Annotated in this window: 12 protein-coding genes; 5 read left to right on the top strand and 7 right to left on the bottom strand. The window is 62.4% G+C overall.

Annotated features, from left to right (window positions below; translation table 11 throughout):
• Positions 1–5: 5 nt before the first annotated feature.
• A complete protein-coding gene (locus AB0M22_RS19795; protein WP_364728443.1) occupies positions 6–2,093 on the top strand; it encodes a DEAD/DEAH box helicase in 2,088 nt (695 codons plus the stop codon).
• 59 nt (positions 2,094–2,152) lie between these two features.
• Here AB0M22_RS19795 and AB0M22_RS19790 read toward each other — a convergent pair whose 3' ends face one another.
• Complete coding sequence (locus AB0M22_RS19790; RefSeq protein WP_364728440.1) at positions 2,153–2,509, bottom strand: IS3 family transposase; 357 nt, start codon at positions 2,507–2,509, stop codon at positions 2,153–2,155.
• Here AB0M22_RS19790 and AB0M22_RS19785 point away from each other — a divergent pair.
• From AB0M22_RS19785 to AB0M22_RS19775, 3 genes are all read left to right on the top strand, one after another.
• On the top strand, positions 2,502–2,804 hold the full coding sequence (locus AB0M22_RS19785) for an integrase core domain-containing protein (RefSeq protein ID WP_364728438.1): 303 nt from the start codon (positions 2,502–2,504) through the stop codon (positions 2,802–2,804). The two genes, AB0M22_RS19790 and AB0M22_RS19785, sit on opposite strands and share 8 nt — an antisense overlap.
• Positions 2,805–3,067: 263 nt before the next feature.
• Positions 3,068–3,538 carry a hypothetical protein gene (locus AB0M22_RS19780; RefSeq protein ID WP_364728437.1) on the top strand — a complete coding sequence of 157 codons (471 nt, stop codon included), beginning with the start codon at positions 3,068–3,070 and terminating at the stop codon, positions 3,536–3,538.
• Positions 3,535–4,713 carry a hypothetical protein gene (locus AB0M22_RS19775; protein ID WP_364728434.1) on the top strand — a complete coding sequence of 393 codons (1,179 nt, stop codon included), beginning with the start codon at positions 3,535–3,537 and terminating at the stop codon, positions 4,711–4,713. The genes AB0M22_RS19780 and AB0M22_RS19775 overlap by 4 nt, the downstream gene beginning before the upstream one ends.
• A 429-nt stretch (positions 4,714–5,142) precedes the next feature.
• Here AB0M22_RS19775 and AB0M22_RS19770 read toward each other — a convergent pair whose 3' ends face one another.
• The 6 genes from AB0M22_RS19770 to AB0M22_RS19745 form a co-directional block, all read right to left on the bottom strand.
• The gene (locus AB0M22_RS19770; protein ID WP_364728431.1) at positions 5,143–5,415 is read right to left on the bottom strand and encodes a hypothetical protein; all 273 of its coding nucleotides are present in this window, start codon (positions 5,413–5,415) and stop codon (positions 5,143–5,145) included.
• Positions 5,416–5,625: 210 nt separating this feature from the next.
• The gene (locus tag AB0M22_RS19765; RefSeq protein ID WP_364728429.1) at positions 5,626–6,054 is read right to left on the bottom strand and encodes a hypothetical protein; all 429 of its coding nucleotides are present in this window, start codon (positions 6,052–6,054) and stop codon (positions 5,626–5,628) included.
• Positions 6,055–6,057: 3 nt separating this feature from the next.
• Positions 6,058–6,321, bottom strand: a complete 264-nt coding sequence (locus AB0M22_RS19760; RefSeq protein WP_364728426.1) for a hypothetical protein — start codon at positions 6,319–6,321, stop codon at positions 6,058–6,060.
• On the bottom strand, positions 6,318–7,706 hold the full coding sequence (locus AB0M22_RS19755; RefSeq protein WP_364728424.1) for a hypothetical protein: 1,389 nt from the start codon (positions 7,704–7,706) through the stop codon (positions 6,318–6,320). Before AB0M22_RS19755 ends, AB0M22_RS19760 begins: the two co-directional genes overlap by 4 nt.
• Positions 7,703–7,996, bottom strand: coding sequence for a WXG100 family type VII secretion target (locus AB0M22_RS19750; RefSeq protein WP_364728422.1), 294 nt, complete (start codon positions 7,994–7,996; stop codon positions 7,703–7,705). The genes AB0M22_RS19755 and AB0M22_RS19750 overlap by 4 nt, the downstream gene beginning before the upstream one ends.
• Positions 7,997–8,000: 4 nt before the next feature.
• Entirely contained in the window at positions 8,001–8,312 is a 312-nt protein-coding gene (locus tag AB0M22_RS19745) for a WXG100 family type VII secretion target (RefSeq protein ID WP_364728420.1), read from the bottom strand.
• Between the two features lie 541 nt (positions 8,313–8,853).
• Between AB0M22_RS19745 and mobF the strand changes: the two genes are divergently transcribed.
• Complete coding sequence (gene mobF / locus AB0M22_RS19740) at positions 8,854–13,245, top strand: MobF family relaxase (RefSeq protein WP_364728418.1); 4,392 nt, start codon at positions 8,854–8,856, stop codon at positions 13,243–13,245.
• The last annotated feature ends 200 nt before the right edge of the window (positions 13,246–13,445 follow it).

Raw genomic sequence — 13,445 nt, 5'->3', positions numbered from 1 at the left:
AGCCGGTGCTGGTGCACCACATCGTCAACTCACTGGGTTGGCGAGACCTGCGCCCGCTCCAGCATGCCGCGATCGAGCCGCTGACCGCGGGAGAGGATGGGCTGTTGCTGGCGCCGACCGCAGGCGGCAAAACCGAAGCGGCGTTGTTCCCCCTGTTGTCGCGCATGACCGCACACCGCTGGCAGGGCACCTCCGTGCTGTATCTGTGCCCGCTCAAGGCGCTGCTCAACAACCTGACACCGCGCGTCGAGCGCTACTCGGGCTGGCTGGGCCGCAGTGCTGCCGTATGGCACGGCGATGTCAGCGCAGCCGGTCGCCGCGCCGTGCTGACCGAACGGCCCGACATTCTGTTGACCACACCGGAATCGCTGGAGTCGATGCTCGTCAGCACGAATGTGGACCACCGCGCGTTTTTCGCCGGACTACAAGCGGTCATCGTCGACGAAGTGCACGCCTTCGCTGGCGACGATCGCGGGTGGCACCTGCTTGCCGTGCTTGAACGGCTCACCCACCTCATCGGGAGGCCGGTCCAACGTGTCGGTCTCTCCGCCACCGTCGGCAACCCCAAGGAGTTACTGACTTGGTTGCAGGGCTCCGGCGCGAAAACCCGCCCCGCCGCTGTCATCGCCCCCGACCTCAACAGCACCGCCGTGCCGAGCCCGCCGCCGGGCGAGGTCGAGCTCGACTACGTGGGCTCCCTGGCCAATGCAGCCACCGTGATCACTTCCCTCCACGCGGGTGAGAAGCGCCTGGTGTTCTGCGAATCCCGGCAAACCGTAGAAGAACTCGGCCAGCTGTTGCGAGAAAACGGCGTGACAACTTTTCTCTCACACGCCTCGCTGTCCGCCGACGAACGGCGGCGCTCCGAAGAAGCATTCGCGGAGGCACGCGACTGCGTTATCGTCTCCACCAGCACTCTGGAACTGGGCATCGACGTCGGCGACCTGGACCGGGTAATCCAGATCAACGCCCCGTCCACGGTGGCGTCGTTCCTGCAACGCATCGGACGAACCGGCCGTCGAGCCGACAGCAATCGCAACTGCCTGTTCCTGACCGTCGACTCAGACTCGCTGCTCAAAGCGGCCGCATTGTTGCGGCTGTGGGGCAAGGGCTGGGTAGAGCCAGTAACCGCGCCACCGGAACCGCGGCACATCATCGCCCAACAGATCCTCGCGTTGTGCCTGCAGGAGCACAGCGTCGGAGACCAGGTATTGCCACAGTGGTGGAATGGACTGGCACCGTTCGACTCCTCCGCGATGCCGATCGCACGCTTCCTGATCGACAACGGGTATCTGGACGGCGACAGCGGAATGCTGCACATAGGTCCGTCGGCCGAGCTGCGTTTCGGACAGCGCAACTTCATGGACATGACCGCAGTGTTCACCGGGCCACCAGAATTCACGGTGCTCACCGGCCGTACCGAACTCGGCCGAATCGACCCAAGCCTTCTCACCGAAGAAGTCCACGGTGATCGACGTCTGCTCCTAGGCGGACGAAGCTGGCGGGTCACCTATGTCGACTGGCGGCGCAGGCGCTGCTTTGTCGATCCCGCAGATGGTGGCGGTAAGGCCCGATGGATGAACTCGGGTATGGCCGGGTTGGGTTTCGAACTCACCCGTGCCATGCGTGACGTGCTGCTCGGCGCTGAACCACCCACCAAACTCACCAAGCGCGCCGTCAGACAACTCATGGAAATCCGAGACAGCAGAAGCGGATTCGTGGACTCCGACGCCAATCTCATTGTGCGAAACGGCGGCGACGACGTCCGCTGGTGGACCTGGGCCGGATATCGCACCAATGCGACCCTGGCCGCGACTCTCGGCGGCATCACAGACCCGCTGCAACGACACGACGACCATTACATTCGGCTACGCGAAGACTTCGATGCCATCAGTTGGAAGGAAGGCATCGCAGACGCAGGGACGAGACTCTGCCTGCCCGATGTCAGCGAGAAAGCCTTGGTGGGATTGAAGTTCAGCGATGCTCTTCCTAAGCGGCTCGCGATGGCAACCCTGGCCGCTCGGGTGGCCGATCTCGACGGTGCGGCGGCGGTGCTCTCCGAACACAGCCGAATCGTTTTGCGCGCCAGTTGAATCGGAGGCGCCGAGGGCATTCGCCCAGTTGGTCACCGGTCATCGAATCGTTCGGTCCATCACCCTGCGTTGCGCAGCACATCGATATCTAAGGTTGCCCCGGATTCCCGGACGGGTGGGTGTGGTGATGATGCCGCTCGGTGCGCGGCGGTGTGGGCTCGTTCGTAGTCCACGGGGCTGAGCATGTCGAGCTTCGAATGCCTTCGGGTGGGGTTGTAGAACGCTTCGATGTAGTCGAAGATCGCGTTGGCCAACTCCCGGCGTATGTTCCATTTCCTAGTATCGAGTAGCTCCAATTGCATTGAGCCGAAGTAGCTTTCGACCATGCTGTTGTCGACGCAGTCACCGATGGACCCCATCGATCCCAGCAGGCCCGCCGAGCGGATGCGTTGACCGAAGGCCCAGCTGGTGTACACGTCAATCAAGTTCACTGAATCACTTGCAGTGCAGGGGCTCTCAACGTCCATCGGCTCAGTCGGTGATGCCTACGACAACGCTCTGGCCGAGACGATCATCGGATTGTTCAAGACGGAGGTCGTCAACCGGCACGGCCCGTTCAGGACGACAGGCGAGGTCGAGTGCGCGGTGATGAAATGGGCCGACTGGTACAACAACGCCCGCCTGCACTCGCGCCTGGACTATCTTACCCCGGCTGAATTCGAGACCGAGTACTACGCTCAACAAACACCACGCCGACCGGCGCTGGTCTGACACCGAAGCCGGTCCCGAACCCGTGACGGTTCATTTCGATCTTGAGTTCGATGCGCTCACGAACAGATCGATGGCGATTGTTGCAGCCTCAGACGCGGGTGATTCGGCGACCGGAAAGGTCATCCGAGCGTCTGGTCGGCGCGGATTGCCTTCTTGGCCAAGGGAACCTGTGGAGCGATACTAACTCTCATGTCGGAGCGTTCTGGCATCCTTGGGAGAGCTCCGATATCACTGAGACAGATGGGACACTAGTGAGCACGTCGATGCAGACAGAATTGGTCGTTCTTGAGCCGTCCGACGTACCAACGGCCCATGCACTGGCCGAGCTACACGGCATCGAAGTGCAGCAGGTCCCGCGGCGAGGTATCGAGCCCGTCACCACCGTGACACTGGTGCTCATTGGTTCAATCACCGCCGTGGGCGCAGTGATGCAGGGCCTGGAGCAACGTAAAGGTGGACAGGTCATCGACTTGAGGCCTGGGGTGTCTAAGGCGATCTACCGTACTCCTGACGTGGTGTACGGAACGGTGATCGTCATGACAGCGGATGGGGTAGTCACCGTAGAGGTCAAAGAACCTGAGGGAATGTTTGGCAAAATTGTCGCTGCGCTGCCTGGAATGCTTGCCGAGGTCCCATCCGGAGCTGATGAAGTTGCCGATGCGATCTCAAACGAGTATCCCCAGCAGGTTGCGATCGAGCGTAGACAAATCGAGGACGCTGAAAGCGACGAATGAATCCTGCGGAAGGCGCGCGTCGCCTTCTTGCGCAGCTACGCCTCCAGTCGCAGGCCTTTGACGGGATGGCAGTCATTGACGAGAGCCTCGCCAGAAAGGGGGTCGAATGGTATCTTAAACAAGCTATAGCTCCGACGGAGCTTAACGAGGAAAGGCTTCGTTCACTCACCGATCAGATGACCCGGCCTGGCCGCTTTACCGTTGATGAGCTCTGGGATGCACACTTCATGCCGATAGTGGAGCAGATAGAGAAGGCTGTGGAGTATCTACCTTCGAGCGGTCGGGATGGTGAACAACATATTGTTATCGGCCATCTAGCGACCGGACAACTTAACGCCATGACAATGGCGGTGCCCGGACATCCAGGATCCTATCTCATCACGTTAGAAGATGGCATTATATCGTTCTGCTCCTTCATATGCCACATTATTTCCTGCGCCGTTCCTCATGTTGTGGAGGAAAGTGGAGAGACGACGTTCAACCTCAGTGATCGCGAGGCCGAGGAGTGGGTCGGCAAGAGTCCCAAACTGGTTGATCAATTCACTGAGTTGGTCGCCCGATACGCAGTCATCGGAAACATCCACGGGGTGCAGATCCCGGCGACATCCGCCGGTTGCCTGCGCCTTTCTGAAATGTTGACTTATGCTGCAGATTACTTTGTCGTAGGGCATGAGTACGCCCATGTCCTCGTGGGCCATTTCGATAACGCGGACGTTCGAAGAGAAATTCTTCCGATTATCGACGCTGAATCGTTTGCCTACTCGTGGCAGCAGGAGTTGGATGCCGACATTGTTGGCGCAATTCTGGCAATGCTAGCAATCGAGCAGTTCGACTATGCGACCGGATTTGCGGGTATCGAGATCTTTTTTGGCATGTTCGATGTCATCGACCGTGCCGTTTCCTTGCTGCAGACCGGCGACGAGGATGCACGCCAGTTGGGAACGCACCCTCCAGCTAGCCTTCGGAGAAGATCTCTACGCGCGGCGCTGCCGCGGCTGGCCGGCGGTGATCCTAGGGTTGCTGAACAACTGGAAATGGCTGTTGAAGTTGCGGATGGTCTTGCGAAGATTATCGATATCTTGTGGATCCGAACCAAGCCCTTCCTTATCGATCTAAGGGCTAGAGGAATACCTGCGGCGCAAAAATGGCGGACAATTTCTAAGAACCTGGCCTGATTCCGACAACTCAGTAACGGCTCAGGAATGATCTTGAGAGGTATCCCCTCTTTGCCGTACCTGCGCAGTTTCGGGGAGTGGCAATGGGAAGTGCAGCTCAGTCGGCAACCCCTGGGCAGGGCACACAGCTTCGGTTTATGGCGTGTCCATCGCGGTCTCGTAAGCATCCTGCGCCTCGGTGAGGCGGTCGGCGAGATCCTCCATTGCGGCCGCCGCCTCCAGGACCTCAGCAATGGTCCACGCCTCCTCATGGGGAACGGGCTGTTTGTAGCGGCTACGAGATACATGGAAGACCTGGCCCGATCGATTCGGATCAGAGGATCGCGGCTTGCACCAGGTTGCTGCTGCCGCCGGGAAAAGCTCCCAGGAACAGCGTGGCTGCCAGGCTCCATGAACGATCAGGTTACGGGCATTGACCGGCGCGATCGCTTATAGGAGACTACGAAGTTGATTGGTCTGAGCCAGAGGCTCTGGATGATCATTCACGATGCCTGATCCGCTGAGCCGAGAATCCAGTACTGCAACACCATTCGCGATAAGCCAGTCCATCGACTGCCCCTCGAAAATTACCGCGCCATGGCTGACGAATCCGGTCGCATGTGAAGACACGACGAATCGGACCATATCCTCAAGGTACGCATTGTGGGCGGAGACACAACCAATTGCGGTGAAGAGTTCGTCAGGCAGCTCAACCCTGGCCATTCAGACATTGTCTGGTGGAAAGCCCTCGTCCATGGCTTCTGGCAATCAGCCTCTCAACGGCAGCGATGATGCTGCGGACTCGAACAAGCCAGCCGTTGACTCGACGGTTGCGTCGGCGCGGCGTCGCAGGTCTCCTTCCTGGCGGGGCGAACGTCTCCATGCTTGAACAACAAGACACCGTCATAAGCCGCGGACCGAATATTGTTGTCGTCAGCGGTTATTGGACCAGCCAGTCCTATTCATCCGCTCGAAGTACTCGTCGTCGGCGCGCTGAATCTCTTCCTCGGTCAGCTGAGTTCGGGCGGATGGGTCAGTCTGACGGTGTTCTTGTGGGAATTGTCTGTGCAAGCGCGGGTCGGCCTTGGTGAGAAGGCGTTTTACCCCGGCGTTGGCCTCGGCCTGAGCCTTCCGATGGCAGTCGACCAAGACGCTGGAGAGCTGAGTACCGCTCCATTGCATCGCGGCCGGCGCGATCTGCATCGTGGTGATGTCGCCCTCAGCGTTGACCTCGACAAGGACGCCACGTCCTTCCCCGCGCCCTCGCACCGCCGCGACCGCGTGAGCGAGTTGTTCACCGCTGCGGCGGATCTCGTCGAGCTCGTGGTTCAGCTCCCGCTCCCACGCTTCGATGTCAGCCACCTGTCACCCCCGACGGTCGATAACGGTTCCAGAGGTGACGAGCGGTCGAAGCCCTGCATCCAGCAGGATGGTCGTCTTCCCGGGCCGCGTGTGGATCTCGATCGATTTGATCGTCGTGCTCGTTGCTTCGTCGCCATGGCGGATCGACACCTCGTCGCCGACGCTAACCGGTTCGCCAGAGAGGGTGCCGGTGACGAAGATCCAATCAGGTCGGCTCGGGAGGTAGTCGACCCGCTCCACGATCAGTTGTGAGTTCCCGTCGGTCATTGCGTGTTCCTCCGCCAAGTGTCGACGAAGCCGTCCTCGGCTGCGTAGGCTTCGTCCTCCAGTGCCCGTGTCATCGAGTTGATCTGGCCTTCCGCGTATTGGCGGACGTGCACATTCTCGTGCGCCAGGGTACGCACCAATGTTTCCGCGTCTTGGAAGGCAGCCGGGCCGAGTTGGACGCCGAGAGCATCGGTTCGTGCGATCGCACCTTGGAAGTCCAGGTAGGAGATCGTGTCTGCGTCGTCGAGGATCTCGATCTTGGCACCGCGGAGATCGATGCCGGCCAGCTGGGCGTAGTGCTCGATCGTGTCCCTGTCCCGGGTCAGGCCGATGTTGCCTTCCAGGACTTCCCGGTTGGTCAAGGCACCACCGCGGGAGTACAAGGCGGTGGGTCCGCTCCGGCCGAGAAATTTAGTGCGGGCCGCTTGGACCCACGTGCGGATCTTCTCGACCAGCGGCTTCAACCGTTGCACGAGCGGCCGCACGACGTCGGCAACGATTTTCGCTGCCTTGGCAGCCAGCTCGGCAATGATGGTCGCGATGCGTCTCGCTTTGGTGGTGATGCGGGCGACCAAAGCCACATTGCCGACCCACTCGGACAGAGTAGCGGTAACCGGTGCCAGGATCGCGAAAGCCGTTTCGGCGGCGACAGTTTCGATCGCGATGTCTTTGAGCTCGTCGAGGATTTTGCTGTGCGCCTCGTCGAGGTGGTGGGCGTATTCGCCGCACGCGTCGCCGAGCGCCTGGCAGACGTCGGCGAGCGCGTTGAGATCCGCCTGGCGGGTATTGCAGGTTTGAATCCCGATCTCGATCTCGGGTGACTGCTGGTTCGCGAGCAGACCGACTGCGCTCGGTACGGCTCCGGCCACAGTGCGGAAGTCCGAGGACGAGGTATGCCACGCTGCTTTGGCGCCGTTGAGCTGATCCTGATGGCCGTTGGGCCAAGCCCACCCGACAATGTCCTTGACGAACGACCACCCGAACGGCTCGGGTATCCCGGCCCCGGCCGCAGAGGGCGCGGTCTCGGGCAGACACGGATCGCTCGACAGCGACGGCGTCGGTGGCGCGGGCAGCTCCCGCAGGTTGGCCGCCGCTTCGGCGACCTGATGGTTGTAGGCACTGACTACGATCAGGTCCCGGGTCTGCCCACACGCAGTCGCCAGTTTCGATGACGTCGAGATCGCCAACTGCGCGGCCTCGTCATAGCCCGCAGCCCACTCGGTGCCGACGCTGTCGCTGCCCGCCATCCCCTTGTACGCGGTCAGGACCGCGACCAGCGCGGAGTGAGTGGTCACCGTATCGGTCGACATCTGACCGAAGACCTCGCCGGCCGAGGTGTACTCCTGGGCGCGGTGCACGATCAGCGGCACAGTCGGTGTGGTCACTGCGGCCACATCTGCACGTTGGTTTGTACAGCGTGGCTGTAGCTCGTACGTGCACGGCGGGCGACCTCACGCAGTTCGTCGAGATTTTCGCGCATCTCCGCCGCGCCGGCCATCCATCGGTCGTGCGCGGCACGCTGCGCTTGGGCAGCCCGGCTTTCCCACGACAGGTGCAGCTCGGCGACCTTGACGTCGACTTCGCGCAGTAAGCCCTCGACCTCGGCGCCGAAGGCAGCCATCGCCGCGACCGCTTCGTCGAGCTGGCTCAGATTGACTCGATAGTCGTCTGCCACCCGCCTACACCTGCCCACCAGCTTGGTCGATCGCGTCCCGAAAATTGGTATCGCGCAGCTCGTACTCATTCGCTGCCGTCAACAGGTTCGCCGCTGAATCTTCCAGGGCAGCAACGATCAGCTCGGCGCCCTGCTTCCATTCGACCCACGACTCGTCATAGGCAGACGCGGCCTTGCCCTGCCATCCGTCAACGAGCAACTCTCGCCCAACCGTGCCATCGAGCTTGCCGACCCCATCCTTGATGCGCTGGGCCTTCTCCGAGATGAATCGCGCCGCTTCCCGGAGTCGATTCACCTCAACCCGAAGCTCGCCCACCTCACATCCCCTTCCGGCAACCGCCTACCAGAGCTCTTCGCACTATAGGCCCGCGCCAGCCCCGACTGAGTCTTGCCCCAAGCATCGCGCCACCACCGCGGCCGGGCTGCGCATGACGCCGCTCAGTAACGCCACCTGCCGTCGATGAGCCGCCACGATGGTCGGCTCGCCGCACGCCCTCCTGCCAATCCCATTGTCAGCGTTGCTGTCCCAGACTATGCACGGCCAACCGTTCCCCGGTGCCCGCCGAACACGCAGTCTCTCGCCGCTTCTCCCTGCCCTCGTGAACCTCGGGATACCAGCACCCCTAACCACTGCGCACCAGCCCAACTACCTTCCACCACCCTCCGCACCGCTCCCTCTCGCATCTACACTTCTCCCCGCTATGACCACCAAACCCACTTTCTCCACCTTTCTCGCAAGCAGACCTCTTGCACCAAGGATAACGATTCGATAACTACCAGGGGTTTTGGCGGATTTGATACTAATGAGATGGGTCCGACGCCTGGACTAATTCGACGCCGAGGTGCTTGCTGGAGGTATGACCGCGACGCTCCATAAAGTCGTGGCTGGCAATGGGTATCAATATTATCTCCGCAATGTCGCCGCGAACGATGTCACTTCCCGAGGCCGATCCAGCCTCGCCGACTACTACTCCGCACGAGGCGAGATACCGGGCCGCTGGCACGGCTCCGGGTTGGCCGGCCTGGGCATCCATCCTGGTGAGGAGGTCACCGAGGAACAGATGAAGTCCCTGTTCGGACTAGGTCGCCATCCGAACGCCGAGGCGATCGGAGACCGCGTCTACGACGAGCAGATGGAACTCGGCGCGAAGCACAAGGACGCCGTCCGAGCCGCTGACAAGGCGACCCGTTTGGGTCATCCATTCCCGCTCTATGCCGATGTTTCCGAGTTCCGGAAAAGGTGCGCCAAAGCGTTCGAGCAACACAATATCGCGCACGATCTACCTCCTGACGATGCTATTTCCGATAGGGATCGGGCACAAATTCGCACCGATATCGCGTTCGAAATGTTCACCGAAACCTACGACCGGCCACCGGTTGATGCGCGTGAACTGTCGGGGTGGGTGGCCAAGAACTCGCGCCCGCACACCACCGCGGTCGCCGGTTTCGACATCACCTTCTCACCGGTCAAGTCGGTCTCGGTGCTGTGGGCGGTCGCGCCACGCGCGGTGTCCGAGCAGATCGAGGCCGCACACCACGCCGCGATCACCGACGCGCTGCGCTGGCTCGAGCAGCATGCAATCTTCACCAGGTTGGGCCGCCACGGGGTCCGGCAGGTCGAGGTCGAAGGGATCGTCGCGGCCGTCTTCTCCCACCGCGACAGCCGTGCAGGTGACCCGGACCTACACACCCACGTGCTGATTGCCAACCGCGTACGCACGCTCGACGGCAAGTGGCGCACCCTCGACGGAACCCAGATCTACCACGCGCTGGTGACGGTCTCGGAGATCTACAACACCCGCCTCGAACATCACCTCGAACGATTGGCCGGCGTCGAGTTCACCGAACGTCCCGGCCAAGACCCCGCCAAACGCCCGATTCGGGAAATCGTCGGTATCCCAACACCGTTGATCACCGCCTGGTCGCGGCGCGACACCGCGATCACCACCCGCCTCGGCGAGCTCACCGCACAGTTCCAAACCCACCACGGACGCGAACCAACACCAGGAGAAATGTTCGACCTGGCCGAGCGCGCCACCCTCGAAACCCGCCCCGCCAAACACCTCCCACGCTCCCTTGCCGAGCAGCGCAGCACCTGGCGCACGGAAGCCGAGCGACTACTCGGAGGTCGAGAAGCGTTGGCACGCATGGTCCATACGACGTTGAATCCGCTCCGTGCGCTCCGCCCGCAGATCACCGAGCACTGGATCACCCGCGCCGCCGAGCGCGTCATCGACGTCGTATCCGAACACCGCGCCACCTGGACGACCACCAACCTGCGCGCCGAAATCGAACGCCAACTCCGCGGACAAGTGGCAGGCGAGGACTGGGAACCCGTCGCCGAAGCGGTACTCGCCGAGACCATCTCCCCCACCCACGCCATCGCCCAACAGGATCCAGATCTGACCGACGAGCCCGAACTCCGCGCCGTTCCGATCGTGTTGCGGCGCCGCGACGGCACCAACGTCTACACCTCAGCGGACCGCCAGCTCTACACCTCGGCGCGCACCCTGTCGGTCGAGCAGCAGCTGATCGACCTCTCGATCCAGCCCGGCGCCCGCCAACTCCCCGCCGAAACCATCACCGCCGCAGTCGCCGACTACAACGCCACCCACCCGGATCGGCCACTCAATGCCGGACAAGTCAGCGTCATCGAAGGCTTCGCCACATCGAACCTGCGGGTCCGCACCACCAACGCACCCGCAGGTTCGGGCAAGACAACCGCGATGGCAGTACTCGCCGACGCGTGGACGGCCAGCGGCGGCCAAGTCCTCGGGCTCGCCCCGACCGCGTCCGCGGCGGCGGTACTCGGCGAGTCGATCAACCAACGAGTCGAGACTGTAGACAAGGTTCTCGACGTCCTGCACCGGCACACACCCACACCGAACAACTCGTATCTCGACCGTGAGTATCCACCGTCGTTGCCGCAGTGGGTCCTCGATATCAACCCTGACACGCTGGTGATCGTCGACGAGCACGTCAAAATCGGGAACCGCAAACGCCTTCGCCTGCTCCGATATCTGGCCGATCGCGGCGCGACGATCCGCTGTATCGGCGACCCTCACCAGCTCGCATCGATCGAAGCCGGCGGCGCCGATATCGACATGAACGCTGCGGCTCCCGAGGCCACACTGACCCTGACCCACGTCGTCCGGTTCACCTCCAGCGCTGAAGCGACCGCGAGTCTGCAGCTGCGCGAAGGCGATCCGACCGCACTGGGCTGGTATCTGGACAACGGCCGCATTCACAGCGGGCACGAAGGCGCGGTCCATGATGACGCGTTCGTCGCATGGACCGCGGATCACCTCGCAGGCCGCGACACCATCATGCTGGCAGCCACTCATAACGTGGTCACCGAACTCAACGCGCGCGCACGCGCCGATCGCCTCGCTCGCACTGGTGCCCCGGTGGGCGCGCAATCGGTGCTCTGCGACGGCTTAGCGGCCTCGGTCGGTGACACCATCCGCACCCGCCGCAACAATCCGCGACTGCGTTTAGACGAACGCGACTGGGTCCGAAACGGCTACACCTGGACCGTCACCGCAGTACATGACGACGGAAGCCTCACCGCCACCCACCACACACCCGGCCGAAAACCAGGCCACAGTGTGCGCCTGCCCGCCGACTATGTAAGCGAACATGTGCGCCTCGGATACGCGACAACGATCGATTCCGCGCAAGGAATCACCGCCGAAACCTGCCACGTCGCACTCACCGGACGCGAGTCGCTGCAACAGCTTTACGTCGCACTCACCCGCGGAATCTACGCCAACCACGTCTGCGTCCCGACCGCCTTGGACGGTTCAGAAGGCTCGTTCTGGTCCGAACCCGCAGCGAATCCACGCACCGCCGTCGAGGTTCTGCTGCGCATTTTCGGCCGCGATGGTGCGCAAAAGTCGGCGCACTCGATGCTGCGTGACGCGCTCAATCCGCACCGGCGCATCGGCCGCGCGCTCGATATCTACCTCGATTCGATCGGTGTCGCCGCCGAAAACGCACTCGGTCCCGAAGGTCTGGATCGTCTCGACGCTGACGCCGAGTCGATGCTCGCGCACCTCACCGACTGCCCCGCCTACCCCATCCTGCGCCAACACCTAGCGGTGATCGCGCTCTCAGGACGCGACCCGATCACCGAGTTACGCGCCGCGATCAACGCACGCGAACTCGACACCGCCGACGATGTTGCCGCCGTCCTGGACTGGCGCCTGGACCCAACCGGCACCCACTCCACCGGACACGGACCACTCCCCTGGGCCGCCGGAATCCCCGACGGCCTGGACGCCGAACATGACACCACCCAGCTCGCCGCCCGCGCCCGCATCGTCACCGACCTCGCCCACCAGATCCGCACCGACGCCGCGGCGTGGACACCAGCGACGGCTCCGCCGTGGGCGCGCGCACTCCTCGGCAAGGATCGAAAACTCGTCCGAGAACTCGCAGTCTGGCGAGCTTCGCTGCACGTAGACGACCGAGATCAACGGCCCACCGGACCACCACGGCACACCGTTCTCGAACGAGAACACCAGCGGCTCCTCGAATCCCACATCAGTGATGTCCTCGGTGACCCACGCCTGCCCGCCAACACGTGGGCACCTGTCGTGCAACAGATCGCACCACGGGTCGTCACCGACCCGTGGTGGCCGAGCATCGCCGCCAAGATCGAGACCGCTCACCTCGCCGGAATCGACATCCAAACCCGACTCGCCAACGCCGCCGACACCCGCCCACTACCCGATGAGATGCCTGCCGCCGCACTGTGGTCCCGGCTTGAGATTGACCACTCAGCCCTGGACATACTCAACGGCGAGCACACCAGTGATTCCTTATCTGAGCCGCACGACACCACGGTCACGCCAGCCGATCGGGTCGCGAAGAATCCGCTGATCGTGCTCCCCGACGCTCAACTCCGACAACAGATTACAGACCTCGAACTGCGTATCGCCTTCGCGGACACCGACGAAATCCTTTACGGCCCAGCTCCCGAACTCCAGGACAACGACGATTCCGTCCACACCAGCGCAGTACGAAGCGGGTTCGCTCCCTCCGCCGGCACCTCAGTGCTCGTCGCCGACTACCAGCGGCAGATCGATGAACTACGCACGGAGCAACAGCGACGCGCCACTCTCTCCGAGGCGCAGCAAGCCATCGAGCAACAGTTGCAGCGTGGTTTGAGCACCGACGAAGACAACGAGTTCGACGTCGACGACGATCCGATCACCCGACAACCCGACATCGACCTAGAACTTTGACGCAACAGGACGGGCACGACCAGCTTCATCGGTGCGGATTTCTGACCACCGTGACCTGCTCAGGTGGGAATTCAGAGCGATCGTCGACCACCCGAGTACCGATCCAGGGACACCTCCCCGGAATCCACCCATCATGAGCACTGATCTTTCCATCGACCAACCGAACCAAGCCCGAACAGAACCGCGACGGGCAGGCAACC

The sequence above is a fragment of the Nocardia sp. NPDC051756 genome (assembly GCF_040681495.1).
Classification (GTDB): Bacteria; Actinomycetota; Actinomycetes; order Mycobacteriales; family Mycobacteriaceae; genus Nocardia.
Note: the sequence above shows the minus strand (reverse complement) of the source record. Positions and strands in the feature narration are given on the sequence as shown.